We start from the raw sequence: 26209 nt of genomic DNA, 5'->3' as shown, positions 1-26209 counted from the left end.
TGTAACTTACTATGCCAATTTTTGCAGTAAATTCATTACTGGGTATCTAAGTATTCTCGATAAACCGGTGCGTGATTAATGAATTGTCTGAGCACTGTGCTCATCTGTCATTTGCTTAATTTGTTGTTTTAATAAATTAACAATCGGGTCTTCTGGGCACTGTTCTATAAAATAGGAGAAATCATTGCACGCTAATTGAAAACATTCTAGTTGCTGAAATAAGAAGCCTCGATCTCTTACTTCAAAAGCATCTTCGGGATCCAGGCGTAATAAAATATCACTACACAATAAGGCCAACTCGATATTTTCCGCTTGAATATAAGCCGCTTTCAAAACACTAATATAACGTTTTATAATCACTTCATTAGTATCTGCATTGAGCATTTCAGCAGTTAGTCGTGCATGATTACCCAACTGACCACGTACTTTTAGCTCTAGTTGCTTAAAGCTGACCAGTTCACCATTAAAGGGGTCAACATAAATAACATCGTGCTCTAATTCAACTTTTACAATGAACCCACTTGGAAAGCAGATCCCCTGCGCAGAAAAACCTGTCTCTTTTAGCATTTCAATCAATAAAATACCTAAACTAATAGGAACCCCCTTACGACGTGCTAATACTTTAGAAACCAAGGCATTTTTAACTTCGAAAAATGCTTTCCAATCTCCGCTAAAACCTTGCTCTTGATAAAGTGTATTTAACAATAATTTTAACTTATTTAGACAGTTCGTTGTTTCATTCTTTATTTGTGATTTGATCACAATCATCTGTAAACGCATTGAATCTTGAAATTGTAAAATAGACTGACCAGTAATTTCAGATTCCACCATAGTCGCTAATTGCAAAAGCGAATATGCACTATAGTCAATACCCTCATGAATAATACTTGCAGTAAGAATGGGCTGTTCTATTGCATCTTGTTCATCTAATTCCACTTTTTACCCCACTAATAAAATGGCTTGTTTAGTGAATGCTAATTTCGCTATGTAGGCCAACCAACCGAAAGCACCAATAAACGCTAACCATTGAATATGTTTTTTAGTTTTTTCATTTAATGCGACTTGCACCATTGCAAAATAAGCGACAAAAGCAATGAGCTTTTCTAATAACCAATATCCACTTTCAACAAAAGGATTAAAGTGCAAAAGTCCCATTAACGCTAGTCCTAAAACGATAATTGTTAAATGAGTATGTAAATGAATTTTTTTGTAAACGGCTTTCTGTGCATTTGCATGCCCTGATTTTAGCCAAAAGAACCTTAAAATAAAGATAACTATAGCCAGTAAAATGAAAGTCATATGCGTGTGTTTTAAAATTGAGTACATCTTTATCCTAGAGGTAAGTCATTAAACTTACAGTTATTTTATTAATATTGTTCGAAAATACAAATTTATAATATGAACGTTAACTCGGTAAAAATCCTAACGTCACACGGTCGTTATTTGCGTAATCTTGTTCAGTTCGTATACCTGTAAAGCCATTTTCATGCAAAATGTGACTCACTAATTCAGCTTGTTCAAAACCATGCTCAAATAATAGGCAACCAGCGTTATTTAAATAATTTTTTGCCTGTTCGCAAATATGCCTTATATCAGATAAGCCCTGTTCATTAGCCACTAAAGCGGATAACGGTTCAAAACGCACGTCACCAAGGTGAAGGTGTTTATCATTAGCGTCAATATAAGGCGGATTACTAACAATCACGTCAAAACACTCATGCACATTTTCAAACCAATCGCTTTGGTATATTTGTACTTGTTTAAGCTCTAAATTATCTCGGTTTTCAGTGGCAAGTTTGACTGCCTGCTCACTAAAATCTACCGCTACGCAATGCGCTTTAGGTAATTCACTGGCGAGTGCAAGAATGATTGCTCCTGTGCCCGTACCCAAGTCCAATATATGCGCATCAAGGTAATTTTTTTCAAGTATTATATTAAGCGTAACCTCTACTAAGACTTCAGTATCTGGTCTCGGTATCAAGGTACTATTATTGACCTTTAACGGTAATGACCAAAACTCGCGCTGCCCGACTAAATGAGCAACGGGATGACCATTAACACGTTGTTCTATTAAAGATTCAAAATGTGCCTTTTGCTGTACACTTATATCGCGCTCGGGCCATGTTATTAAATAGATAGTTTCTTTGCCAAGTACAAATGCTAACAATACTTGAGCATCCAAAAGTGCAGAATCACTATTTACAAGCGTGAACTCTGCCCATACCAAAGCATCATCAATACGCAATTAGAAATTACCTTGTGCCAATGCCGCTAATTTGTCTGCTTGGTCTTCTTGTAAAATAGGGCCAAGCAGTGCATCTAACTCACCTTCTAAGACTTCATTTAGACGATAAATAGTTAAGTTAATACGGTGGTCACTAACACGACCTTGCGGATAGTTATAAGTACGAATACGCTCACTTCGATCGCCACTGGCTACTAAGCTACGACGAATATCTTGCTCTTCCGCATTATTTTTTTCATCTTCAGCTTGTTGCAAGCGAGCCTGTAATACTGACATAGCTTGAGCACGATTTTTATGCTGCGAACGCTGATCTTGACACTCAACCACGGTCCCAGTGGGAATGTGCGTAATACGAATAGCAGAGTCAGTTTTATTAACGTGCTGACCACCTGCACCTGATGCTCGGAATGTATCAACTTTTAAATCAGCAGGATTAATTGAAATCGCTTCAGATTCTGGGATTTCAGGCATCACTACCACAGTACAAGCGGAAGTATGTATACGCCCCTGAGATTCGGTTTCAGGTACACGTTGTACACGATGACCGCCAGACTCAAATTTCATTAAACCGTAAGCACCTTCACCTTCGATTTGCATGATTACTTCTTTGTAACCACCCTGCTCACTGACGTTGCTATTCATGATCGTCACACGCCACTTTTTACTATCACAATACTTACTGTACATACGGAACAAGTTACCCGCAAAAATAGCAGCTTCATCACCACCAGCTCCGGCACGGATCTCAACAAAACAGTTGCGATCATCGTTAGGATCTTTTGGTAATAATAAAATTTGTAACTGGTCAGCTAATTTTTCTACATTAGCCTTTGCTTCAACAACTTCGTCTTCCGCCATTTCGCGCATATCTTCATCATCGTCTTCTAACATAAGTTCAGCAGCGACGAGGTCTTGTTGTGCAGTTTGAAATGATTTAAAACACAGCACAACTTCTTCTAGCTGTGAATACTCTTTTGTTAACTCACGATATTTCTGTTGATTACTAATGGTATCAGGATCGCCTAACAGCGCTTGAACTTCTTCGTAACGTTCAACTAAAATTTCTAATTTTGCAACAATTGATGCTTTCATCTTTATCTCTTTTTATGAACAGGTAAGCAGTCGAGCTACTTAATATATTCTTTATAAATCATCTTTTTGGCTTAAACCCAATGTTACTCTGAGTAACTCTAAATCTTGTTCATTACCGGTCTGACTAACTGTAGTTAGTGCTTGACTAGGGTGATGAATCAGTTTATTGGTTAATTTAAACGCCAGTTCTTTTAATACTTTTTCGCTATCATTGCCATTCGCTAATGAAGTAATAGCACGTTGTAATAGTTCATCTCTTAATTGCTCACTGTTTTGACGATATAAACGAATAGTTTCAACCGCTTTTAAAGATTCTCTCCAAGCCATGAAAATATCAACACAGCCGACAATGATTTTTTCTGCTTCAATTGCGGCTTCGGCACGAGCTTGTTTGTTTTCTTCTATTATGCCCTGCAAATCATCCACACTATATAAATAAGCATCGTTTAATTCTGAGACTTGCTGCTCGATATCACGAGGTACCGCAATATCAATAAATAACATTGGTTGATGACGACGGTCTTTTAAAGCACTTTCCACCATACCTTTACCAATAATGGGCAAAGGGCTAGCCGTTGAAGAGATAATAATATCTGATTTAGATAAGTGATTAGGAATTTCACCCAGTGTGATTGCTTTGGCATCAAACTGTTCTACTAAATCCATGGCACGTTCTAGGGTACGGTTAGCAATAGTGATATTAGGCACTTCATGCTCAAGTAGATATTTACCTACTAGTTCAATGGTTTCACCGGCGCCAATTAATAAAACACGACTTTGTTTTAAATCACTAAATATTTGCCTTGCTAAACAGACCGCAGCAAAGGCCACAGAAATCGCATTTGCTCCAATTTGTGTTTCAGTACGCACTCGTTTAGCAACTCTAAAAGAATGTTGAAACCATTTGTTTAGTGTTTTACTGACCGCTTTGTATTGGCTTGCGGTAGCAAACTCTTGTTTGATCTGCCCTAATATTTGCGGCTCACCCAGCACCAATGAATCTAAGCCACTGGCAACACGAAATAAATGCGCTACGGCTTGCTGATCTTGATAGCAGTAAAAATTATCATTTAAGCTGTCGGTTTCAATACCATGGAACTGCGTTAACCAATGTAATATTGAACTGGGGTCTTCCTGCTCAAAATGACAATAGATTTCGCATCGATTACAGGTCGAGATAATAACCGCTTCCTTGACAAAGGGTTGAGCCAACAAATCAGCATAGGCAATAGATAAAGAATCAGGCGAAAAAGCAACCTTTTCTCTCAGCTCTACTGATGCAGTTTGATGATTAATTCCTAACGCAAATAATGGCATTTATATAATTCACAGAGTCAAAAAGATTGGGATAAAATAAAAGAGCTGAATTCTACGTAAATTTACAACAAATTTAAAGCTAACTCTGTTTCTAGCACCTAATTAGTCTTATTTTTAAACAATTACTTAACTTGTTCTGCTTGATAAAACAGAAACACAAAATTTCTTCGCTTATATTTTTACTTGTCTGCTGTGCTTGGGTATTATCTGCTTCATCATTTTCACCCTTTAACGATTGATGAGCCCATGAACATTAAAAAAATATTCGCTAGTATTATAGTTACCTTTTCGCTTTCAGGTTGTTCTTATTTGTACGATACCTTTGTTTACCAAATTGATGTAGTGCAAGGAAACTATATTGACAGTGAAAAACTAGCCAAAATTGAGATAGGCATGACACAGGAGCAAGTTATTTACGTTTTAGGCTCGCCGATGTTAATAGATCAGTTTGATTCATCAAAATGGTATTACATTCGTTATATCAAACCAGGCGGTGAAGACATTCAGCAATCAGAAATTTTACTTACTTTCAAAAATGGTCAATTAGTTGAAATCGTGAGTGACAATACCTCTGTTGAAAATCCATTAATTAAGAACCCTAAAACTAAAAATGCACCTAATGAAGCTGCGCAAAGTGATCAGACCGAAGTACCTTTAACCTCAGAATAAATTTTATAATACGGTTAAAGTGTCACCAAAAAAAAGGAATGCCAAGGGCATTCCTTTTTTATTGCATTATTATGAAAGTGAAATTAACAAACCTCATTTCGTAGCCATAAAACAGATTATATCTGCCATAGTAATATCTGTTTAAGTGCGCTAAATCACCTTTAATAACAGAATATTACAGAGAATTGATCTAGCCCATGTTCCCTTCGAGTAAATTTTGCTTTTTATATAACAGAGCATATGATGAAAGTTCCTTAATACAATAGAAGTGAATTAAAGATGATTAAAACTTACTCTGATACTTTTTTCGAAGAAATGAAATTACTTGCTAAGTTCCCACAAAAATCACAATTAGAAGGATTAAAAATTCACAAAGAAGCATCCCCCTCAGTTATCCAAGCCGCACAATCTCTTTTTGACAAAGGTCTCACTACGCAGCATGACGGAGGTTACTTAACCGACAGTGGTTTAGAAACAGCCGAGCATTTACACCATGTATTGATTGCGTTAAATTAATAAATCAATCAAATTGATGAACTCAGTTAATGAATTAACTTAAAATAACTAATTAAAAAATTGGCTGATTAAAATAATCAGCCAATAGTTAATGTAACTTTGTATAGAATATACAGCGGACATTTAATTAGATAACTATTCTGCATTTTACAAATGCACTTCTATCAAATGTATTTTGACTCAACATAGATTAAATAAATGTACTTTTTAATCATTGTACTTGATTAAATCTAGAGACTATTAAGCTCGTTTCAATATTGTTGGTACTGTTAAACTATCGATAAATAGATTAGTAAGCGATGCTCATATGTTGATTTAAATGCGCTGCATTTTCAGCTTCATCTACCATAGCAATCGCATAATCAGTCACTGATACTTTACTTTCACCATCGGTATTAGTAAAAAATGTGTTATCACCGATACGATATTTAGCTTCGCTATCGCCTGGATAAATAATCGCAGCCGGACTAACAAATGTCCATGATGCATTACTTTTACTGGCTTTGAACACATTTAATGCCTCTACTTGTGCTAATGCTTCTTGCTTATAATCTTCTGGAAATTCAGGTGATGAAACGAGTGTAACACCGGGTGCCACTTCTAAGCTTCCAGCACCGCCAACCCAAACGATGCGAGTACTACTGCCATCAAGATCTGTCATCAAACGTTGTGCAGTTTCAGCCACTAGCTGGTGATTATCGTTAGTACGTCCACCTACAGAGACAATCACGACTTCAACATCACGTATCAAGGGTGTTATCTCTTGTTCGCTTTGTAAGTCAAACGAGACAACACTAGTTTTTGAATTACTGATTTTTGTCGGATCACGTACAAGACTAACCACCTCATGACCACGCTTTACAGCTTGCTCCATAATGTGACTACCAATCCAACCCGTTGCACCTAATATTGCTAATTTCATTTTATATTCCTTCTTTCATGTTTACTGTTGAGCGAGTAAAAACAGTTTACTTGTTCAATTTAAAATGATAAATATTGAATTAAGATGCATATTGTTTCTAAATAGGATGCTAATGGATAAGATAACGGCAATAAATAGCTTCATCGAAGTTGCTCGAACAGGCAGCTTTACTAAAGCAGCTGAACATTTATCTTTAAGTCGCCTACAGGTAAGCCGCCATGTACAAGAAATAGAACAATGGTTATCACTTCGATTATTTCATCGCACTACACGTAAAGTAAGTCTAACGTTACAAGGAGAAGAAGCTTTACTGTATTGCCAACAAATAATCAGCACAGTTTCAGACATGCAGAGTCGTGCTCATAGCCATAATAATGAGCTAGTGGGGACAATACGAGTTGCATCACCCATTGGGCTTGGGCAAACGTTGCTTTTTGATAAAGTTGCAGCATTTTTAACATTACACCCTAATACAAACATTCAACTTATTCTGTCTGATAACCTGTCACAGTTAGTTGATGATCGTGTCGATGTTGCGCTTCGTTATATGCAACAGCCCGATGAGCAACTTATTGTTCGTAAATTGATGCACATCGACAGTGTATTATGTGCTTCTAGCCTTTATTTAAAAAATTCTGCGGCATTAAAAATACCGCAAGACTTAATCACTCATAACTGTTTGGTGCATAGCAGTGCCACTAAATGGCGGATTACATCTGCCAACAGTGATCAAGAAATAACGGTCAAGGGGAACTTGCAATGTAATGAAATGGGCGTTCTGATTAATGCAACGCTCAGAGGTATGGGCATTGCTAATATTCCGTGTGATTTAGCAAATACCTATTTACAAAGCGGAGAACTAGTTGAAGTGCTACCTGACTATTATTCTCCCGGCCATTACTTATGGGCCGTTTACCTTTCTCGTAATTATCAACAATCGGTCGTGCGTGCTTTTATCGACTTTTTAGCAACACACTGGCAACAAGATATTCATAAATTTACTGGAACCACCTCCTAGCATAATCACCCCATAAACGGCATTGTTAAAATGATTACAATTGTGAGTAGCTATACCCATGCTACCTCTAGATGCAAAGTCAGCAAGGCAAATTGTACCGAGATGCTAGGCATAAAATTGAAGTATAGTTATTCTACATAGAGATTTTATAACAACGCAGATTGGTACAAGTTGCCTTGCCCTGAGGGGCGCAACCTCGAAAATCAGCCCTGCGTTGCAACAATCAAAAAGGGAATAACCATTACCTCATGTTGCGCCTTGCTCTGGTATCCGAGGTTTCGCCTGACAAAGCATATTGAGGTAGCATGGGTATATACAAAGAATGTAAAATATTAGTCTTTAAAAAGCCCTCAACCAATAGCGACTAATATTTACATAAAGCCAGTTAAATAAGCTACGTAGGCTTTAATTATTATTACTCGGTTGAGTAAATAAGCACAACAAGGTACATTCAGGCTTTCGATTCTGTAAAGGCTATTATTTTATGAAAGTTATCTCCTTCAATATTAACGGGCTACGTGCACGTCTACATCAATTACAAGCAATTATCGATAAACATCAACCTGATGTGATCGGTTTGCAAGAAATCAAAGTGCACAATGATGCATTTCCAATTGAAGCAGTAGAAGCAATGGGTTACCACGTATACTTTCATGGACAAAAAGCCCATTACGGCGTTGCAATGTTATGCAAACAGAAACCAAGCGCAGTTCAGTATGGCTTTCCTAGCGATAACGAAGAACATCAAAAACGCATGATCATGGTCACCGTGGCAGATGAAGATGGTCAGCCAGTACATATTTTGAATGGTTACTTCCCACAGGGTGAAAACCAAACCCATGAGACTAAATATCCTTATAAACGCCAGTTTTATAAGGATTTAAATACTTATTTACATGAAAACCATAATGCCGATGAACAGGTCATTGTAATGGGTGATATCAATATATCTCCGCTAGATTTAGATATCGGGATCGGTGAAGTCAATGCTAAACGTTGGTTACAAACAAAAAAATGTAGCTTCTTACCGGAAGAGCGTGAATGGTTAGCCACATTAATGGACTTTGGTTTCATAGATACTTTCCGCTTATTGCACCCGGAAGAAAATGAGAAATTCAGTTGGTTCGATTATCGCTCTCGCGGTTTTGATGACAATCGAGGTTTACGCATCGATGTAGTATTAGCAACACACTCATTAGCAGAAAAGACGATAGAAGCCGATATAGATTATGAACTAAGAGGTATTGATAAACCTTCTGATCATGCACCTATTTGGACGGAATTTGCTTAACTCGGAACATTAAATCACCTTTCAATGAATAGTGATCAACATGCTGTTGGTCACTATTAAAGTTATTATCATTGAAGATGCAAAAATCATTCAATGAAATCCTGTAAATATTTCTAAAAACTTATCATAAAACGAATTAAAGTTTAGGCCAATGTAAGCCGTCACAGTTACCCAATTCTAATAGTTTTTGCTGACAAGCATCTGATAGAAATTCTACTCCCGATTCTGGCATTACACTAAATTGATGATCTTGCCCTAGATAATTAAACTGAATTTGATAAGCATGTAAATACCCTCTGTCGAATTGATGCGCGGTTTCTGTAGCATAAATAGGATCGCCACTAATAGCACTACCAACACTTTTTAATGCCACTCGAATTTGATGCGTTTTACCGGTTTTAGGTTTCACAATAAATAACCGCTTACCTTCACCTAGGGCATAACTAAAAAACTGTGTGATAGCGAGGTTATCTTGATTACGTGTCAGTTTCCACATCGAGCGACGCGATTTCTCCATACCACCTTTAATTAGCCCCTGTGTTTTTTTAGGCTTCTTATCAGCAATAGCAAGGTAATACTTTTGAACCTGCTGTGCTTTGAATAATTCAGACAGACCATTCGCTACCTGCGATGATTTTGCCAATAACAATAGTCCAGAAGTCATCTTATCCAAACGATGTACGCTATACAGCTTTATATTCAAAAACTTTTCTACTGCAACAACAACACCAAACTCACCATCTTCACTATGAAAGTTAATACCCGGTTGCTTATTAATGACAACAAAGTGTTCATTTTCTGACACTAATGAAAAGTACTTATTTTCCGTTTTATTCTGTGCAATCATTGTTAGCTCCAAGCGTTAAATAGCTTATTCTTGTTGGCCTGTATTAGTGTGGCCTCACTATAAGCTAAATTGCTTACTGTTTATTAATAACTACTAACTTATAACCTGAATCCAAGAATTACTGCTGTTCTGTATTTGTAGAGGCTGCACTATAGGCCAAATTGCTTATCAGTTGTGGTAATATTTTTACTATTTCAGCAACATCAGGTAATTGCTCAAAAACTTCTATCAGTGCCGGATCAATGGTTTCACTTGGAGCCATTTTTGTTAACAGTAAAATAGTTGTTTGTAGTAAGTTTTGCGCCTCAGGATCATCTTCAAGCATTAACCATTGTGCATTAAACAATTCAATGGCGGCTAAAAATCCTGCTGAAAAAAAGTGAGCATCATTACTTAATGTTTGATCTCTTCGGATCCAGGAATCACAATCCAGTGCATTTAACGGAGTCGCTTGTTCGTATAAACGTTCCAGTTCAGCAACCAGTTTTAATACATTATTTGCAAAATCAGCCGCTTGAAGTTCATTTTCAAAACTAATGTCAGCCCCCTCTTGCCATAAATATGTTAACCACTGCTCAAGGTCCACTATTTCGGGTATTGCTTGAACGCTACATATAAAACCAAGCTGATAATAGGAGGGATGAAGTTGCTGTGACTGTTGGCAGTTTTCGTTATAATCAATGAATTCTTTAAAAATGCAAATTTTATGATCGGACATAGTTATTCCTATTAATACTTTCTATTTTAACCACTATTATATTAAATAAGGGTTGTAAGCTTCACGAAGGAAAAATGGCTTAGTTCAAGGTTAAATCGATGTGAAAATATTTTATGCTATATAAACAAAAACTTACAACGAAGAAATAAGTTATTTTAACAAAAAAATAGGCTATTTATTGAATGTGACGGGTCTCATTAATATTGACAAAAAAAAGCCTACTCGAAGGTAGGCTTAGCCGATCACTTAAATCTTACCGATGATTTAGTCTTATGTTTTAGTATTATGTTTTAGTATAATATTTTTGATAAGTCGTATAAATCTTGGCGGAATGGGCGTTGCATTGTTTGTAAACACTCAGCAATATCATGATGAACCATTTGACCATTCTTAATACCGATACAGCGTGCGCTTTGTCCTTCTTTTAATAATTCAACAGCGTATGAACCCATACGACTTGCTAAAATACGGTCAAAGGCCATTGGCGCCCCACCACGTTGTAAGTGGCCTAAAATAGTCGCGCGTGTTTCACGCTTAGTTCTTTCTTGAATACGTTTAGCTAGCGCATTAACATCGGTGATATGCTCGGTAATAGCAATAATCGCATGTTTTTTGCCTTTTTCTTCACCAACTCGTAACTGTTCAATCAAACCTTCTTCATCGAAGTCTTTTTCAGGAACAATCACATACTCGCTACCACCAGCGACAGCAGCCCATAGTGTTAGGTCACCACAATGACGGCCCATGATTTCAACAATTGAAATACGATTATGTGAAGAAGAAGTATCACGTAGACGGTCAACCGCTTCTACAATTGTATTTAAACAAGTCATAAAACCAATAGTGTAATCAGTACCTGCGATATCGTTATCGATAGTCCCAGGAACACCAATACATGGAAAGCCCATTTCGCTTAATTTTAACGCCCCCATGTATGAACCATCACCACCGATTACGATCAAAGCTTCAATACCATGTTTTTCTAATTGTTTAATTGCTTCTTTACGAACACTTTCTTCTTTAAATTCAGGGAAACGAGCTGACCCTAGAAATGTACCACCGCGGTTAATAATATCTGAAACTGAATAACGGTCTAATTGTTCAATTTTACCTGCATGCAGTCCTGCATAACCATCGTAAATACCAAACACCTCAATACCGTGTGAAAGACAAGTACGCGTTACTGCACGTATTGCAGAGTTCATACCTGGCGCATCGCCACCACTTGTTAAAACACCAATTTTTTTAATCACAATTTACCTCAACCAATTACACTAATTGACAAATAATATAAAACTAAGTTATTACGACTTATGAATAATTTCAGTTAATGATTATTGTCTATAAAATTAAAACTTTTATTATTTTAACTCAACTTATATGCAGTTTTCTATAAATAATATAGACATCAAAAATCACTGCGTACTTTGAATGGTTAAAATAGCTATTTTTTAATCATTGGTTTTTCATGTAAACAACCGATGACACTCTGAACGGTAAGCATACAATAACTGTGACGACTACAATAACAATATTATAAAGATTCTCACTAAAAAGATGTTTATTTATTATTTTATTAACATCTTAATTTTTACTACAAATCTTTTTTAATGGTCACAAAATTGTAACCTTTACAGGTTATTGTACTTACTAACTAAAAGGAGAAGAAAATGAAAAATAGAAAGAAAACATTTCGAAATAAACACATATGGTTTTCAGTTTGGAATCCAAAATCCACACAACTCAGTCCTAAATGTGATGCAGACTACCGTCCTACCCGCCAATCAAACCGCTAAAACAAGCTCAAAAAATAGTTTCATATATTATAAAAGAATCAAACCATCAAACAAAAAAGCAGGCGATTATCCTGCTTAATACCCTACACCTTAAATACTAACCCTTCATCTGAATGTTAACGGTTAGTATATCAATAAGGTTTATATAACCACTTAACCCAGTTGGTCTGATGCAACCGCATAAGATGGATCTTCAATTACATTCATTTCTACTAATACGCCCGCTTTGTTTAATAGCTTGCGACAATCTTTACTTAGATGACGAATATGTAATTTTTTACCTTCTTTAGTATAGCGCCCGTTTAACACACTAATCGCTTCGATAGCTGAATGGTCAACAACGCGACACTCTGCAAAATCAACAATGACGTGGCGAGGATCATCTTTCACGTCAAATAACTCTAAAAAGTTGCTAACAGAACCAAAGAATAAAGGACCGTTAATACGGTAAGATTTTTCATTGCCGTCTTCACTCACTTCAATCTTCGAATGGATATGACGCGCATGTTCCCATGCAAATACTAAAGCAGAAACAATCACACCAATAAATACAGCAATCGCAAGGTCAGTAACAACGGTAACACCACTTACTAACACAATAACAAATGCATCTTTAATCGGTACATTACGCATCATCTTGAATGAAGCCCATTCAAAAGTGCCTAGTACTACGATAAACATAACCCCCACTAAAGCAGCTAATGGCACGATTTCAATCAGGCCTGACGCAAACAAAATGAAAGCAAGTAATGCCAAAGCAGCAGTAACACCCGACAAACGACCACGACCACCGGAGTTAATATTGATCATTGATTGTCCAATCATGGCACAACCGCCCATACCACCAAACAGGCCATTGACCATGTTAGAAGCACCTTGTGCAACACATTCTTTATTAGGTCGACCACGCGTACCTGTCATTTCATCAACCACGGTTAATGTTAACAATGATTCAATTAGTCCAACCGCGGCTAAAATTAACGCGTAAGGTAATATGATTTGTAATGTTTCTAAATTAAATGGCACCGCAGGAATGGCAAAAGTAGGTAAAGATCCAGCAATGGTTGCATTTTCATCGCCACTCATACTTTGCAGGTAATCCAGTACCGTACGAGTATCTAATGCAGGTACAAAATAAACCAATAATGTCACCACTACAATTGCAACTAAGGTAGAAGGTACTGCATTAGTTAATTTTGGTAAAAAATGAATAATTGCCATGGTTAAAATAATTAAACCCAGCATTACATATAATGCTTCGCCTTGTAACCAGCTTAGGTTACCACTTGCATCTTTGATCTTAAACTGCCCAAGTTGAGCTAAGAAAATAACAATCGCTAATCCATTAACAAAACCTATCATTACCGAGTGTGGCACCATGCGGATAAATTTACCCAAATGAAATGCACCAAATAAGATTTGTAATAAACCTGTTAATAAGACAGCTGCAAATAAGTATTGCAGCCCATGTTCGCTCACTAGTGCAACCATTACTACGGCCATTGCACCTGTTGCGCCAGAAATCATACCAGGGCGACCACCAAATATAGCAGTAATTAATCCCACCATAAATGCGGCATATAAACCAACCATAGGTTCAACACCAGCCACAAAGGCAAAGGCTACTGCTTCAGGTACCAGTGCTAATGCAACGGTTAAACCTGAAAGCACATCATTTTTAATACTGCTTTTATTCATTTGGGGGAATTCGAACACCGATTAGTTCCTTGTAAGGGCAAATATAGGGCGCGTATTATAGCGTCCATTGAGGTGAACAGCAAAACAAACAAAATTTATAAGAAAATTTATTATTTTTCGCGTTACTTTTTTAGCGCTACTTTAGGTGAATATCAATATAACGTTGCTGCTTTTTTTGTTTCAAATAACTTAAATCCACCACCACTAAACCATCAACACAGTGGTTAAAGTCCGGATCAATATTAAAATCAACAAACTGAACACCTCCTTCATTACAAAGTTCAGTATATTGTTTATAAAGTGTTGGTACGCTAACACCCAGATCATGCATCATGGTTTTTAACTTCATAAAGTCCTTTGCATAATTTTCTCCAGTGAAATACTTACATAGCTCATTATCTAATTCATCTGATATTAAATAAGCATTACGTGCACTTGCTAATGTCCCCTGCGCAGGAAAATATAACTGATAAAAATAAACAAGGTAAGCATGAGCTGCCCTAGGTAAAGTAGCACTTAAAGAAACAGCTCCAAATAAGTAACGTATATCCGGATTCATGGCTAAATAAGCACCAATTCCCTGCCATAAAGATTCTAAACTGCGTTTTCCCCAATACTTAGGTTGTACAAAACTACGCCCTAACTCAATACCTCGCTCAAATATGGGATGCATATCAGACTCATATTGAAATAGTTTATGACTGTATAGTCCATCTAATCCCTGCGTAGCGAGTAATTTTGATGTCTTAGCAAAACGATATGCACCAACTAACTCAAGCTGTGTTTGGTCCCATAGAATAATGTGCATATATTCTAGATCGTATTTATCTACATCACGTTTTTTACCCGTCCCCTCTCCAACAGCCCGAAAAGTTATTTCACGGCATCGACCTAATTCTTTTAATAGCACGCCCTGTTGTGGGTTTTCTAGTAAATATATACATTTATTATCCGACGTATTACCTAGCAGTTTACATTTTTCAATTGCTTGCTTTAAATCAACTCTCGGGACAGGGTGTGCAATCACCGATTCTGTCTTGAAATAACTAACTTTACCTTTAGCTACTCTGGAGACCTCATTTTGTAACAAGTTTACTTTTACCTGAGTTGATAACTTATTTTTAGCATAGCTATTGAAAGGAATTAATTTACCTATACTTACCTGGATGCTTTGTTGGTTATGGTTAAACATCTCCTGTACTAATAATAGACTTGCAAGTGGTTTATAAAAAAACGAAGACGCATAGAATGTCCATGAATTTCTTGCTTTTATATGTATCGGTAGGATCGGTGCTTTAGCACGTAAAGCTATTTTTAAGAAACCTTTATGCCAAGTACAATCTTTAATGCCTTTGGCTGTAAAACGAGAAACTTCACCGGCAGGAAAGATGATCACTGCACCATCACAAGAAAGGAAATCATGAATATTTAATAAATCTTGTTTTGCCGTATTACCCGAAAAGTTATTAACCGGTAGTAATAACTCATGTAACGCAGATATTTCCATTAACAGTTCATTGGCCACCACTTTTACATCACTACGCAGCTTCCTAATTAAGTGCAACAATGCCAAACCATCTAGGGTGCCAATAGGATGATTAGATACAATAACAACACGCCCTGTGACTGGTATCCGCTCAATTTGCCTGTCAATCGTGGCAAAACTAAAATCAAAATGTTCGAGGGTTTTTTCTATCAAATCAAAACCACGTAGGTTGGGATAACAATCTGCGAAGTGAATAAATTCCTTTTCATGAAGCAGTTTTTTGCAAACAGAACTGAGTAGCTTATGTTTTAAGGTATTTTCTTGTAACAGTGGAAAATATTTTTTTAAAATTTGTTGGCTTGAAATCATCTTAGTCATACCTCTTATCTCAGCGTTTTTTATGCTTTTAAATTAAGATAAGTAATAACGATGACAGTTAGGTTGCAAAAATAAGACGTATTTATGACGTATAAAAATACAAATACAAAAACTTCGGGTTTATATTTTAAGATTTATAGGCTTCAAGGTTTAAAGACTTTGTGGTTTGTTGATCTTTCAATTGATGAAAGATCAATTAATCTATTTAATGAGAAAATTCAGTTTCAACTTCCCACGCTTGTTGATGGTATTGATAAAGCGCATTACTGCCTAGATAATTAACCTTGATGTTATCTTTATCTACATAGAAATCTTTATTAAAAACAAATGACCCCGTTAATAACGGCAACGTTAACCACTTTGTTGGAACATCAATATCATTGAATGCAGATAATCGTTGTAAAGGAGGCAACCCAGTTTTACTTGCAATGGTCCACCCCCACTCACCAAATGATGGAACATTTTGATGGTATTGTTGGGTTTGATAACCAGCCTTTTGTAATGTTTTACCGATTGAGATAAAAGCTGATTTTGCATGAAATGGGGATGTTGATTGGATAACTATCGTCCCGTCACCATTTAATAAATGCTGTAAGCGATAATAAAAATTAACACTATACAATTTATTCAAATCTGGATGGCTTGGATCCGGTAAATCGACAATAATCGTATCAAAACTTATGTTAGCAGCTAATAGCTTATCAATAGCAATAAAAGCATCATCGTGAATCACTTCAACCTCGGGTTGATTAAAACTATCTTGTGTTAATGCTTTAATTTTACTGCTTAAATGTGCAGGTAAAAATTTTTCAGGTTGTTTAAATAAGGCCACTAAATTAGGGTCAAGATCAATTAAAATGACCTTTTTAGGGTACCATTTTTGTACTTCTCTTAAAGCAAGCCCATCACCTCCCCCAATGATTAATACTTTATCGTGGCGGGCTGATGCTTGCATTGCAGGATGTACTAAAAATTCGTGATAAATATGCTCATCTAGACTCGAAAACTGCAATCGACCATTAATATAAAAATTATAAATAGGTTCATAACCGCCACCAAGTAGACGCTCAGTAAATACTAGATTCTGATAGGGAGTTTGCGTTTGATAAACTACTTTATCCAAATACAACATATTCTGCATCTGCTTTTGCCAATGTCCACCAGAAACAAAAATTAATACAATTAACAGCCCTAATAGAACGTGCCCTAACACCAGCTTAACTTTAAAACGAAGATAAGTTCTGAAGCGAACTAAGAAGATAAAGCCTGCGATCAGGTTTAAAGACGCAGTTAATGCCGCTGCTTGGCTGATTTCTATTTTCAGCATGAACAACACCCAGATAGCAGCCCCTATCCCTGCACCAATATAGTCTGCACCGTAAATAGTCCCTGCATTATGGGCGAGATGATGACCATAAACGGTCTCTCGAATACGAGCGATTAGTGGGATTTCCATACCAATTAAAAAGCCAAGAACAAATGCAAAAAAGTAAGGTAGCTGCAGGCTTATCCAACTTAGCGTTGATAGAAAATCGCCATTCACTAATACATCATTAGGTATTTGATAGGTATCAGCGATAATTTGTGGCAAGGTTTGACTAAAACCAATCACCGAAGCAATTAACAAAGTTGCACTACAACCGATCAATGCAACGGTTAACTCTAATACCACAAATCCTTGAAATGCATCCTTTATTCTTTTTGCTGCAAAAGCCCCTAAGCCCATGGACACAATCATGATCCCGATGATTGCATAAATGACCGTTTCAACACTGCCTAAAATGCGGGCTGAATAATGGGATAAAAGGTATTCGTAAATCAAACCACAGCAGGCTAAGGTCGCCATGATTAAAATTAATAGTGTATCGTCAACAAGGAGTTTTATTTTGTTATTTTTGTCAGCATTGAAGGACATAGATTGATATTCGCTTATAAAAAAGGCCACCTTAAAGATGGCCTGAACGATTTAGGAGGCTGTAAATTACGACATTAATGCCATTAGTAATAAAGCAATAGAAAATGAGGTTGTTAACTCAATCGTTGCAACACCGATATTTTGCTGATCTTCAACTTCTTGTCGACGGTCAATGCCCCATAACACTAATAATTTAGCAACGGTTGTTAACAGAGTTAATAGCACCATTAATACCACACTGATCACGACCCACTGTGCTAGCCCTAACCATAATTCGTCGATATTAAATTCAATAAAGTAACTAGCTGCCGTAACAGACATTGCCGTAGAGATTAAATAGCCGCTGTAGCGAATGGATAATGCAAGATGCTCATTCACTAATGCAGTTTGAAAGGTAATACCGTTGTTTTTCGAGTACTTCCATTCAAAAATACGCGTAATGATCACTAGCATTACCTGTGACACTATCCACACGCACGTTAATGCAATAAAGGTATCAACACTGATCCCTTCTACCCAAATAATGGCAGCACGCACCACAATAGCCGTTGCAATAGCAGAAGCAGCATCAACTAAACCAACAGCAATATTTCGATTACCGATCAAATCTTGTTTATTAAAAGAAGGTAAGGCAAATTTATCGTGAATATAGCGGCCTGCTTTAATCAAGATTAATGCCGCTATTCCGTAGCTGAGCATACCAATTAACTCTATTTTATAAGAGCCTGCAACTTCGCCAGTAATTGCACCACTTAGTGCGATGCCCATAGCCGCGACACCGCCAGCCATACTAATACCAAATGCAAAGTTGTCCTTGGTAGCCAGTTCATCAGTGGTATCTAACTTATTGAATAGACCCATCATATAACGGATACAGCCGAGGAAAAGCATCGCGACTGCCATATCAATAGCTAAGTAACCTATTAGGGAACTATTGTTTTCCAATGTTGTAATTAACTCATTCATATCAATACCTTATTTACCGCGACTAACGCCGCGTGACGTGGTCGATTTACTATTTCTAAAGCTACTACTGCCAGTACTGGTAGACTTTTGCTTAGAATAACTAGACTTAGATGCAAAACTTGGGGCTTTTTGTGCTTTTTTACTCGCTGTAGACATCCGACTCGCGCCCGTTTTTGATTTGGCATAAGGGCTATTAAAACCGCCTTTATTGGCAAACTGTTTTTTAGTTCGTTGTGCTAAATCATTTTGAGACTGTTTTTGTTGTGGTGAGGTATAACGTTGGCGACCAACATCATTGTAATAACTATAATCACGTCGAGATGACCAGTTATGGTAACCGATCGGACGAGGGGAAATAGCAGAAAACAGAGAGTACGCAGCGTACCATTGCCAAAATGAACCGCCACTACTGTTTGTTTGCCACTGCCCGTAACTTGGATTACCTACTAACTGACTCCCCGCCCCATTATTTTCTGCCGCGTTCGCTTGCAAACTTTGTGCTTGGCTGATGGCATTAACACGCGCTAGCTTTCCTTCAGACATATCTGCGATTACATTGATTGGATCTGACAATGCATCACTGAACAAGTTAGGGTCGGACGCTTCTATTAAGGTATCACTTTCTGACAACTGCGCATCAATATCACCCAATAATTCAGGCTTTGATTGCAACGTAGACAAACGATGACTCAATGAATAATACATTGGTCCAGATCGACTAGCATCCTTAGATAGCTCAGTAACTAAGGGTTTAAGTGACGGTTTTTGTGCTGCGAGTAACTGAGCGTATTGTTGTAAAATAATCGCATTACGGACACGCCCGGCATCTAAGTCTGAGCCTAGATTCTCGATCAAATAATCAGCGGTTTTAATATTTGCTTGTAAACGATCATCTCGCTCATCACCACAAGCGATTAATAACCAACTCACACAGCAGATAATAAAAATACGCATAAGTGTTATGACTCCATAGAGTGTTGGGTTGCGTTTGCTAAAACATCAATCACACGTTGTAGATCTGCAGCGGTATCAACACCAGCAGGTGGTATTTCACAAGCGACATCGACGTGAATTTTAAAACCATGCCACAATACACGCAATTGCTCTAATTTTTCAATGACTTCTAATGGTGAAACCGAGAGTTCCGCATATTGTTTTAAAAAACTAACTCGATAGGCATAAATACCAATATGGCGTTGTAAATGCGTTAAATTGACTTGTTTGGCCTGTTGATTTTGTGGCGTAAAGTTATCTCTATCCCACGGCGTTGTTGCTCGACTAAAATATAATGCGAGATTGTTTTTATCGGTCACCACTTTGACCGCATTAACATTAAATGCATCCTCTTGGTCGGTGATAGGCGCACTTAATGTTGCGACACTGGCCTGTTGATTAGTAAATAAATTATTGGCCACTTGCTCTATAACAACCGGCGGAATAAGTGGTTCATCACCTTGAACATTGACAATAATTTCATCATCGGCAAACTGATAAATAGCACAAACTTCAGCAAGGCGATCAGTTCCTGACTCATGGTCAGGAGACGTTAAACAAACATCGATATTTTGTACATTGTGTAATGCATCCACAATTCGTTGATCATCGGTTGCAACAATAACTTGTTTTGCCCCACTCAGAAGAGCTTGATTTGCAACGCGTTCAATCATGGTTTTACCCAAAATATCAGCCAGTGGTTTCGCTGGTAAACGTGTTGATTGATAACGGGCAGGAATGACAGCAATAAATGACATAGTTATTCCTCGTCCGCGCTCAATCTTCGAGCTTCAACATACAATAAAGCCGGAATTCCGTCTCGCACGGGATAAGCTAAATGATCAAATTTACAGATTAATTCATTATTAACTTTGTCATAAGCTAATTTACCTTTGCACACTGGGCAAGCAATAATATCCAGTAATTTAATATCTAACATTTTGATTCCTTAATCTGTTTTAATTTTTCTAAAAAAGGCTGAGTAAAGTCAATGGATAGTTGTCCATCAATAGGTAAATACCACCAATTTGGTTGCGCAAATGCAACACATTTAACGGCATCTTTTTCTGTCATCAATAGTGGTAGATTAGATTCAAATTGTTTGAAATCTTCTTCACTATAAGGATGATGGTCAGCAAACGCCACTTGTTTTCTAACACTAAAACCTTGTTTTACCAAGGTATCAAAAAAACGCGGTGGATAACCAATAGCGGCACAGGCATTGACCTCTTGAACGGATAAAGAAGAAGCCTCTCCATTCACTTTCTTAGCAGCAGATGGTGCTAATAACATTGTGAATTCACCTGCGTGCTGTTCACCGTTATTAATAATAAAATCTACACTATTTAGGCGACTAGTTGGTTCTCTTAATGGCCCCATCGGCATAATATGCTGGTTACCGTAACGACGTTTACCATCAACGACTACAATTTCAATATCTCGCTGCAGCGCATAATGTTGAAGACCGTCATCGGTAATAATGACATCAACATCACAATGTTGATTAAGGTAAGCCGCAGCATTTGCGCGTACTGGATCAACCACCACCGGAATATTTAAACGTTTGTGGATTAAAACAGGTTCATCGCCCGCTTCTTTTCCGGTGGTATCCATGCTCACTGACAAAGGATAACTGTTGGCTTTACCGCCATAGCCTCGACTGATCACTCCGGGTTTATAACCTTGTGCCATTAATAATTCACACAAGCTGATCACAAAAGGGGTTTTGCCATTACCACCTACGGAGATATTGCCAACCACCACAACGGGTAATGCACTTTGATAACTTTTTAACCAACCTTTAGTATAACAATAACGACGAATAACATTAATACATTGCATTAACAAAGCAAAAGGCCATAGGCTCCATGCCCACCAACGTGTTGGTTGTTGATACCAAAATGGCATTACAACTCTCCCGATGCTTGCATCTGGTTTAAGCTATGATAAATCTTTCCTTGTGCTAATAATTCTGCGTGCGTACCTTGCTCTACAATTTTACCATGGTCAATAACTAAAATTTGATCGGCATGTTCAATGGTAGACAAACGATGCGCGATGACAATCGAAGTTCTGTTCTTCTGTAACTCATCTAATGCAGATTGAATATGACGCTCTGATTCAGTATCTAGTGCTGAAGTTGCTTCATCTAAAATCAAAATAGGTGCATCACGTAATAACGCACGAGCAATAGCTAAGCGTTGGCGTTGACCACCGGATAACATCGCGCCATTTTCACCAATAATAGTGTTCAGTCCGTCAGGAAATCCATTAATAAATTCCATCGCATGGGCAGTAGTTGCAGCATCAATGATATCTTGTTCAGAGAATTTACCTTCACTGGCGTACGCAATATTATTAGCAATAGTGTCATTAAATAAATGTACATTTTGAGACACAATAGCAACTTGACTACGTAATGAGGTTAAACGATATTCTTCTATATTTTTACCATCTAATCTTATTACACCGGAGTCAATGTCATAAAATCGAGTTAACAAATTAGCAATGGTCGATTTACCACTGCCAGAGCGACCTACTAACGCCACAGATTGGCCTGATTTAACTTCAAAACTGACTTGATTTAATGCTGGCTTTTCAGCCGTAGGATAAGTGAAAACGATATTATCAATGCTTATATCACCCTTCACTCGTTCAGCGTCATATGTTCCTTCATCCTTCGCTTGTGTCATGTCTAACATATTGAAAAGACTGGTACTAGCAGAGATACCTTTTTGAATTTCGTTGTTAACTTGCGTAACATTTTTAATCGGTTTCATTAACGCCATCATAGAGCTGATGATCACCACAAAAGTACCCGAAGATAGCGTATCCATGATTTGCGGGAATGTAGCAAGATAAAGCACAAACGCTAAAGCAAATGAGGCAATAGTTTGAATGACAGGAACACTAATCGCATTTGCACTGGCCATTTTCATATTTTGAGAACGTACCGTGTTGCTGACTTTTTTGAATTTTTCATTCTCGACTTTTTGACCACCAAACATCAAGACTTCTTTATGTCCTTTTAACATTTGTTCCGATGACGTGGTTACTAGGCCCATCGCATTTTGTAAGTTTTTACTTATTTTTCTGAAACGTTTACTAACGATACTAATAGCAATACCCACGATCGGTGCAACTACAAAAAACACTAACGATAATTGCCAACTTTGATAAAACATTAACCCTACAAGGCCAATAACAGTGGCACCTTCACGGAAAATTTTAACAAGTGCATTACTGGCCGCGTTAGAAACTTGGCTAGCGTCATAGGTGATTTTTGATAATAAGTCACCGGTATTGGTTTTATCAAAAAATGAGATAGGTAGCAGTATCAACTGTGAAAAAAGTTGTCGTTGTAGCTTCATCACAACATGTGTGCCTACCCAAGCCATACAATAAGAACTCAAAAATGCAGATACACCACGTAGTCCAATAACAATAACAACGAAATAAGGCATCATTTCTAGCACACTTGGATCTTTACCAGTGAAACCATCGTCGATTAAAGGCTGTAGGGACCAGATAAGCGCCATATCAACTGCGGCGTAACCTATCATGCCGATAATTCCGCCAAATAGCGCCAATTTAAATTCTTTAATATAACTCACTAGTCGCTTTAATATCGACCAGCCGTTTTCTTTATTCTCTGTCATGAATACACCAATTAAGCCATTTACAATGCAAGATGCCGATGATACCAATAAGCGGCAAGATCTTCTCTATAAGTTTTTACTTCAATGTGATGATTTTGCACATTAAATCGAATAAATCCAGTATTTGCTGTGGTTAAATGCTTAATTCCTAACTGTTGATAACGTTGTACCACTTGCTCAACAGGGAAACGCCAACGATTTTTGTACCCTGCGGAAAACACCACCCATTGCGGGTTAACTTGCTTTATAAATGCCAAACTTGAGGAGGTATTACTGCCATGATGTGGGGCGATTAAAATATCAGCATGTAAATTGTTAACATTTTTTTCGGCTATTGATTGACGGTTTTCGACTATTAATTTTTGTTCTACAGCTTTACTGATATCGCCCGTTAGTAGCACCCTATTAACACCGTCACTGACCTGTAATACACAGGAGTTATTATTGTTATTACTCCCTACTGATGAAGGAGATAAGGTAGTCAACGTTAATTTACCTAACTGGTGTACTTGCCCACTGAAACACTGTTGATACTGTGTATGACGCTTATTTTTATGTTTTTTAGATAGACGGTTATTAGTTTGGTGACTATGAGTTTGAGTTTGATTTTGATTTTGATTTTGATTTTGATTCATCAAATCAGCTTCACCCGCATACGCTTTTTTTATATCAAGGTTATCTTGAATGACTGCCCTTCCCCCCGCGTGGTCATTATCACTGTGGCTAATAAAAAAATAATCTAACTGCGTTATGCCACGAGTTTGTAAATAAGGTAAGACAGTGCTCTCTGCCACAGCATAACTACCTCCATAACTTGGCCCGGTATCATACAATAGAGTTTGGCCATTACTGTAAATAAGGATTGCTAAGCCTTGTCCAACATCAAAAACCTCTAGTTGCCACTGTTGCTCATTTTGCCATCTTTGTTCCACAACTCTAATGCCTACAAAGACTAACAATATTGACGGTAATAACCACATTTTCGTTTTAGTGATATTAAAAAAACGGTGTATCAAGTTTAATAATAAAAATAATGAACTGAAAAGAATGAAGGTTAAGATCAATACAATATGCAATTGAGATAACGTCACATATCCCGCAGACAGTATTGAGAAATAATCGAGAAAATGGCTAAGAAATTGGTCACTAATTGAGAATAGAGCTACCCCGACGGGCTCTATTAACAGTAAAAACATTACACCGAGTAACGTTAATGGAATAATAAACCAAGAAAATAATGGAATAGCAATGAGGTTAATCGGTAGTGCATAAAGACTAATTGCTGAAAAATTAATTAATTGAATTGGCAACATAAATAAGGTTAGAACTAACTGCAATAGTAATAAACCTTTAATGGTAATGAATAATCGTTGTAATTTGACCTTATACCATGAATTTTTCTGTTCTGTAGTTTCCTGAGGCCGTTGCAATAGCCAAATAAATGCCAATATCGTACTCATGGCCATAAAAGATAGCCATAAACTGCTGCTCAAAATGGATAATGGATCCAGCAATAAAATGATCCATAAGCATAAAAGAAGTAAATCCAATAGACTAATTTTCAGTTTACTTGAGAGTACTAACACACTGATTAACAACATCAATAATGCACGCTCTGTGGGTAAAGAAAACCCGGAAATATAGCCGTAACTTAAACACACTAACAACCCGACCGTGTTCACTAAACGCCAGCAAAACCAACCTAAATATCTGACAGGTAAAAGTTGCTTAAATACTGCATTTAAAATAACCGTAGAAAATATAAACAACAACCCGATGTGCAATCCTGATATGGCAAATAAATGGGCAATTCCAAGTTGTTTAATCAAGCTTTTCTCGTGCTCATTTAATAAACTTTTATCGGCAAAAATAAGTGCCAGTAAACTTCCCTGCTGTGGCAGCTCGTTTGTAGCTTGCATCACTTTTTGATATAAGCTTGCCCGTATTGATATACGCTTATCAATAACTTGCATATGTTGTTTAATATTTGCAATGTAAGCGATGTGCTGTGAATAACGCCATTTTTGCCGATCAAAACCATGAGGGTTAGCTTTGCCTTGTAACGCTTTTAACCTCACTTTGAATTGGTGCACTTGGCCCGCTTGAACTTGCAGGCTAGGTTTATACCAACGCATTTCAACTAATGGGCAAAAATCACAACGTTGTTCATTGATGGAAATAATACTTGCTATAAAATAACCAGTATTTTTTGTATTGATTAATGATTTAACCCTGACAATTATGGTATTGTCTTGTTTGCTAAGTGTAGAAGAGGTCTGACTTACTTGTTGCTTATGTTTCTTAATGTTTGAAATATTATTTACTAATTGATGATTCCCTGGTTCAAAATTGGATAGTGAAGTACGCGAAGTTGACTGCAGATGAGCTAAATCCTTTGCTAATAAAGGTGTTGCTAACAGATCATTGGCAAGTAGCGGTTTATAGTTAATGGATTCAAAAGACCCGCCAAATAAACTAACGTAACTAAAAAGGCTAAAATAAAGTGCTGTAAATGGCAAAATTGCCAAATACCGCCACTTTGGCCAACATAAAAAAACAAAAATACACAGCGCACAACTGAATATACCACTATAATTGACTAATTGTGGCCAATACAGAGTGGTAACAAAAACAGCGATTGAGAGCCATATTGTTATTCTCATTTTTTCCCGTTTACAAAGAT

General features: G+C 37.1%; 23 protein-coding genes. 4 read left to right on the top strand and 19 right to left on the bottom strand.

All coding sequences use genetic code 11. The features are described from left to right. Positions 1 to 75: 75 nt before the first annotated feature. The 5 genes from MT390_RS06130 to hemA all read right to left on the bottom strand — a co-directional run bounded on the left by MT390_RS06130 (position 76) and on the right by hemA (position 4654). Positions 76 to 936 (bottom strand): SirB1 family protein, encoded by an 861-nt coding sequence (locus MT390_RS06130; RefSeq protein WP_346774317.1) that lies wholly within the window; start codon positions 934 to 936, stop codon positions 76 to 78. A gap of 3 nt (positions 937 to 939) precedes the next feature. Further along, positions 940 to 1326, bottom strand: a complete 387-nt coding sequence (locus MT390_RS06125; protein WP_166369135.1) for a SirB2 family protein — start codon at positions 1324 to 1326, stop codon at positions 940 to 942. Between the two features lie 79 nt (positions 1327 to 1405). Continuing rightward, the gene (prmC, locus tag MT390_RS06120; RefSeq protein WP_166369133.1) at positions 1406 to 2245 is read right to left on the bottom strand and encodes a peptide chain release factor N(5)-glutamine methyltransferase; all 840 of its coding nucleotides are present in this window, start codon (positions 2243 to 2245) and stop codon (positions 1406 to 1408) included. Continuing rightward, positions 2246 to 3337 (bottom strand): peptide chain release factor 1, encoded by a 1092-nt coding sequence (gene prfA, locus MT390_RS06115; RefSeq protein WP_166369131.1) that lies wholly within the window; start codon positions 3335 to 3337, stop codon positions 2246 to 2248. It lies immediately after the preceding gene. A gap of 51 nt (positions 3338 to 3388) precedes the next feature. Then, positions 3389 to 4654 (bottom strand): glutamyl-tRNA reductase, encoded by a 1266-nt coding sequence (hemA, locus tag MT390_RS06110; RefSeq protein WP_499440156.1) that lies wholly within the window; start codon positions 4652 to 4654, stop codon positions 3389 to 3391. A 246-nt stretch (positions 4655 to 4900) separates the two neighbouring features. Here hemA and MT390_RS06105 point away from each other — a divergent pair, with 246 nt between their 5' ends. Together MT390_RS06105 and MT390_RS06100 are read left to right on the top strand one after the other, a co-directional pair. Then, positions 4901 to 5323 (top strand): outer membrane protein assembly factor BamE, encoded by a 423-nt coding sequence (locus tag MT390_RS06105; RefSeq protein ID WP_166369127.1) that lies wholly within the window; start codon positions 4901 to 4903, stop codon positions 5321 to 5323. Positions 5324 to 5602: 279 nt separating this feature from the next. Next, positions 5603 to 5839 carry a TIGR02647 family protein gene (locus tag MT390_RS06100; RefSeq protein ID WP_028867728.1) on the top strand — a complete coding sequence of 79 codons (237 nt, stop codon included), beginning with the start codon at positions 5603 to 5605 and terminating at the stop codon, positions 5837 to 5839. A 289-nt stretch (positions 5840 to 6128) separates the two neighbouring features. On the opposite strand, the gene MT390_RS06095 is transcribed toward MT390_RS06100, so the two are convergent. Next, on the bottom strand, positions 6129 to 6761 hold the full coding sequence (locus MT390_RS06095; RefSeq protein WP_499440154.1) for an NAD(P)-dependent oxidoreductase: 633 nt from the start codon (positions 6759 to 6761) through the stop codon (positions 6129 to 6131). 112 nt (positions 6762 to 6873) lie between these two features. Here MT390_RS06095 and MT390_RS06090 point away from each other — a divergent pair, with 112 nt between their 5' ends. Together MT390_RS06090 and xthA are read left to right on the top strand one after the other, a co-directional pair. Continuing rightward, positions 6874 to 7779 (top strand): LysR family transcriptional regulator, encoded by a 906-nt coding sequence (locus MT390_RS06090; RefSeq protein ID WP_499440152.1) that lies wholly within the window; start codon positions 6874 to 6876, stop codon positions 7777 to 7779. Positions 7780 to 8263: 484 nt separating this feature from the next. Further along, a complete protein-coding gene (gene xthA / locus MT390_RS06085; RefSeq protein WP_499440150.1) occupies positions 8264 to 9070 on the top strand; it encodes an exodeoxyribonuclease III in 807 nt (268 codons plus the stop codon). Positions 9071 to 9206: 136 nt separating this feature from the next. On the opposite strand, the gene MT390_RS06080 is transcribed toward xthA, so the two are convergent. The 13 genes from MT390_RS06080 to MT390_RS06020 form a co-directional block, all read right to left on the bottom strand. Further along, entirely contained in the window at positions 9207 to 9917 is a 711-nt protein-coding gene (locus MT390_RS06080) for a TIGR01621 family pseudouridine synthase (RefSeq protein WP_499440148.1), read from the bottom strand. Positions 9918 to 10035: 118 nt separating this feature from the next. Continuing rightward, positions 10036 to 10635 carry a UPF0149 family protein gene (locus MT390_RS06075; protein ID WP_499440147.1) on the bottom strand — a complete coding sequence of 200 codons (600 nt, stop codon included), beginning with the start codon at positions 10633 to 10635 and terminating at the stop codon, positions 10036 to 10038. A gap of 290 nt (positions 10636 to 10925) precedes the next feature. Beyond that, on the bottom strand, positions 10926 to 11888 hold the full coding sequence (gene pfkA / locus MT390_RS06070) for a 6-phosphofructokinase (RefSeq protein WP_166369115.1): 963 nt from the start codon (positions 11886 to 11888) through the stop codon (positions 10926 to 10928). A 696-nt stretch (positions 11889 to 12584) separates the two neighbouring features. After that, positions 12585 to 14147, bottom strand: a complete 1563-nt coding sequence (locus MT390_RS06065; protein WP_499440146.1) for a SulP family inorganic anion transporter — start codon at positions 14145 to 14147, stop codon at positions 12585 to 12587. A 118-nt stretch (positions 14148 to 14265) separates the two neighbouring features. After that, positions 14266 to 15993, bottom strand: coding sequence for a bifunctional ornithine lipid synthase OlsF (gene olsF / locus MT390_RS06060; protein WP_499440145.1), 1728 nt, complete (start codon positions 15991 to 15993; stop codon positions 14266 to 14268). Between the two features lie 205 nt (positions 15994 to 16198). Next, positions 16199 to 17908 carry a polyamine aminopropyltransferase gene (locus MT390_RS06055; protein ID WP_499440143.1) on the bottom strand — a complete coding sequence of 570 codons (1710 nt, stop codon included), beginning with the start codon at positions 17906 to 17908 and terminating at the stop codon, positions 16199 to 16201. 66 nt (positions 17909 to 17974) lie between these two features. Further along, positions 17975 to 18874 (bottom strand): DUF350 domain-containing protein, encoded by a 900-nt coding sequence (locus MT390_RS06050; protein ID WP_166369109.1) that lies wholly within the window; start codon positions 18872 to 18874, stop codon positions 17975 to 17977. 9 nt (positions 18875 to 18883) lie between these two features. Then, entirely contained in the window at positions 18884 to 19828 is a 945-nt protein-coding gene (locus tag MT390_RS06045; RefSeq protein ID WP_028867717.1) for a hypothetical protein, read from the bottom strand. Positions 19829 to 19833: 5 nt separating this feature from the next. After that, the gene (gene kdsB / locus MT390_RS06040; RefSeq protein ID WP_299664598.1) at positions 19834 to 20625 is read right to left on the bottom strand and encodes a 3-deoxy-manno-octulosonate cytidylyltransferase; all 792 of its coding nucleotides are present in this window, start codon (positions 20623 to 20625) and stop codon (positions 19834 to 19836) included. A gap of 2 nt (positions 20626 to 20627) precedes the next feature. Next, on the bottom strand, positions 20628 to 20807 hold the full coding sequence (locus tag MT390_RS06035) for a Trm112 family protein (protein ID WP_166369105.1): 180 nt from the start codon (positions 20805 to 20807) through the stop codon (positions 20628 to 20630). Further along, positions 20801 to 21775, bottom strand: coding sequence for a tetraacyldisaccharide 4'-kinase (lpxK, locus tag MT390_RS06030; protein WP_499440142.1), 975 nt, complete (start codon positions 21773 to 21775; stop codon positions 20801 to 20803). Before lpxK ends, MT390_RS06035 begins: the two co-directional genes overlap by 7 nt. Further along, the gene (msbA, locus tag MT390_RS06025) at positions 21775 to 23526 is read right to left on the bottom strand and encodes a lipid A ABC transporter ATP-binding protein/permease MsbA (RefSeq protein ID WP_499440141.1); all 1752 of its coding nucleotides are present in this window, start codon (positions 23524 to 23526) and stop codon (positions 21775 to 21777) included. Before msbA ends, lpxK begins: the two co-directional genes overlap by 1 nt. Positions 23527 to 23546: 20 nt before the next feature. Continuing rightward, the gene (locus MT390_RS06020) at positions 23547 to 26189 is read right to left on the bottom strand and encodes a DNA internalization-related competence protein ComEC/Rec2 (RefSeq protein WP_499440139.1); all 2643 of its coding nucleotides are present in this window, start codon (positions 26187 to 26189) and stop codon (positions 23547 to 23549) included. Between the last annotated feature and the right edge of the window lie 20 nt (positions 26190 to 26209).

It is taken from the genome of Vibrio sp. 2-Bac 85 (assembly GCF_037546705.1).
GTDB lineage: Bacteria > Pseudomonadota > Gammaproteobacteria > Enterobacterales > Psychromonadaceae > Psychromonas.
Note: the sequence above shows the minus strand (reverse complement) of the source record. Positions and strands in the feature narration are given on the sequence as shown.

Excerpts from the sequence above, each read along its gene's own strand:
- MT390_RS06020 (WP_499440139.1), bottom strand. The coding sequence starts at position 26,189 with ATGAGAATAACAATATGGCTCTCAATCGCTGTTTTTGTTACCACTCTG.
- kdsB (WP_299664598.1), bottom strand. The coding sequence starts at position 20,625 with ATGTCATTTATTGCTGTCATTCCTGCCCGTTATCAATCAACACGTTTA.
- MT390_RS06100 (WP_028867728.1), top strand. The coding sequence starts at position 5,603 with ATGATTAAAACTTACTCTGATACTTTTTTCGAAGAAATGAAATTACTT.
- MT390_RS06105 (WP_166369127.1), top strand. The coding sequence starts at position 4,901 with ATGAACATTAAAAAAATATTCGCTAGTATTATAGTTACCTTTTCGCTT.
- MT390_RS06075 (WP_499440147.1), bottom strand. The coding sequence starts at position 10,635 with ATGTCCGATCATAAAATTTGCATTTTTAAAGAATTCATTGATTATAAC.
- MT390_RS06095 (WP_499440154.1), bottom strand. The coding sequence starts at position 6,761 with ATGAAATTAGCAATATTAGGTGCAACGGGTTGGATTGGTAGTCACATT.
- prfA (WP_166369131.1), bottom strand. The coding sequence starts at position 3,337 with ATGAAAGCATCAATTGTTGCAAAATTAGAAATTTTAGTTGAACGTTAC.
- MT390_RS06090 (WP_499440152.1), top strand. The coding sequence starts at position 6,874 with ATGGATAAGATAACGGCAATAAATAGCTTCATCGAAGTTGCTCGAACA.
- MT390_RS06050 (WP_166369109.1), bottom strand. The coding sequence starts at position 18,874 with ATGAATGAGTTAATTACAACATTGGAAAACAATAGTTCCCTAATAGGT.
- MT390_RS06055 (WP_499440143.1), bottom strand. The coding sequence starts at position 17,908 with ATGTCCTTCAATGCTGACAAAAATAACAAAATAAAACTCCTTGTTGAC.
- xthA (WP_499440150.1), top strand. The coding sequence starts at position 8,264 with ATGAAAGTTATCTCCTTCAATATTAACGGGCTACGTGCACGTCTACAT.
- msbA (WP_499440141.1), bottom strand. The coding sequence starts at position 23,526 with ATGACAGAGAATAAAGAAAACGGCTGGTCGATATTAAAGCGACTAGTG.
- MT390_RS06045 (WP_028867717.1), bottom strand. The coding sequence starts at position 19,828 with ATGCGTATTTTTATTATCTGCTGTGTGAGTTGGTTATTAATCGCTTGT.
- olsF (WP_499440145.1), bottom strand. The coding sequence starts at position 15,993 with ATGACTAAGATGATTTCAAGCCAACAAATTTTAAAAAAATATTTTCCA.
- MT390_RS06080 (WP_499440148.1), bottom strand. The coding sequence starts at position 9,917 with ATGATTGCACAGAATAAAACGGAAAATAAGTACTTTTCATTAGTGTCA.
- lpxK (WP_499440142.1), bottom strand. The coding sequence starts at position 21,775 with ATGCCATTTTGGTATCAACAACCAACACGTTGGTGGGCATGGAGCCTA.
- hemA (WP_499440156.1), bottom strand. The coding sequence starts at position 4,654 with ATGCCATTATTTGCGTTAGGAATTAATCATCAAACTGCATCAGTAGAG.
- MT390_RS06125 (WP_166369135.1), bottom strand. The coding sequence starts at position 1,326 with ATGTACTCAATTTTAAAACACACGCATATGACTTTCATTTTACTGGCT.
- MT390_RS06035 (WP_166369105.1), bottom strand. The coding sequence starts at position 20,807 with ATGTTAGATATTAAATTACTGGATATTATTGCTTGCCCAGTGTGCAAA.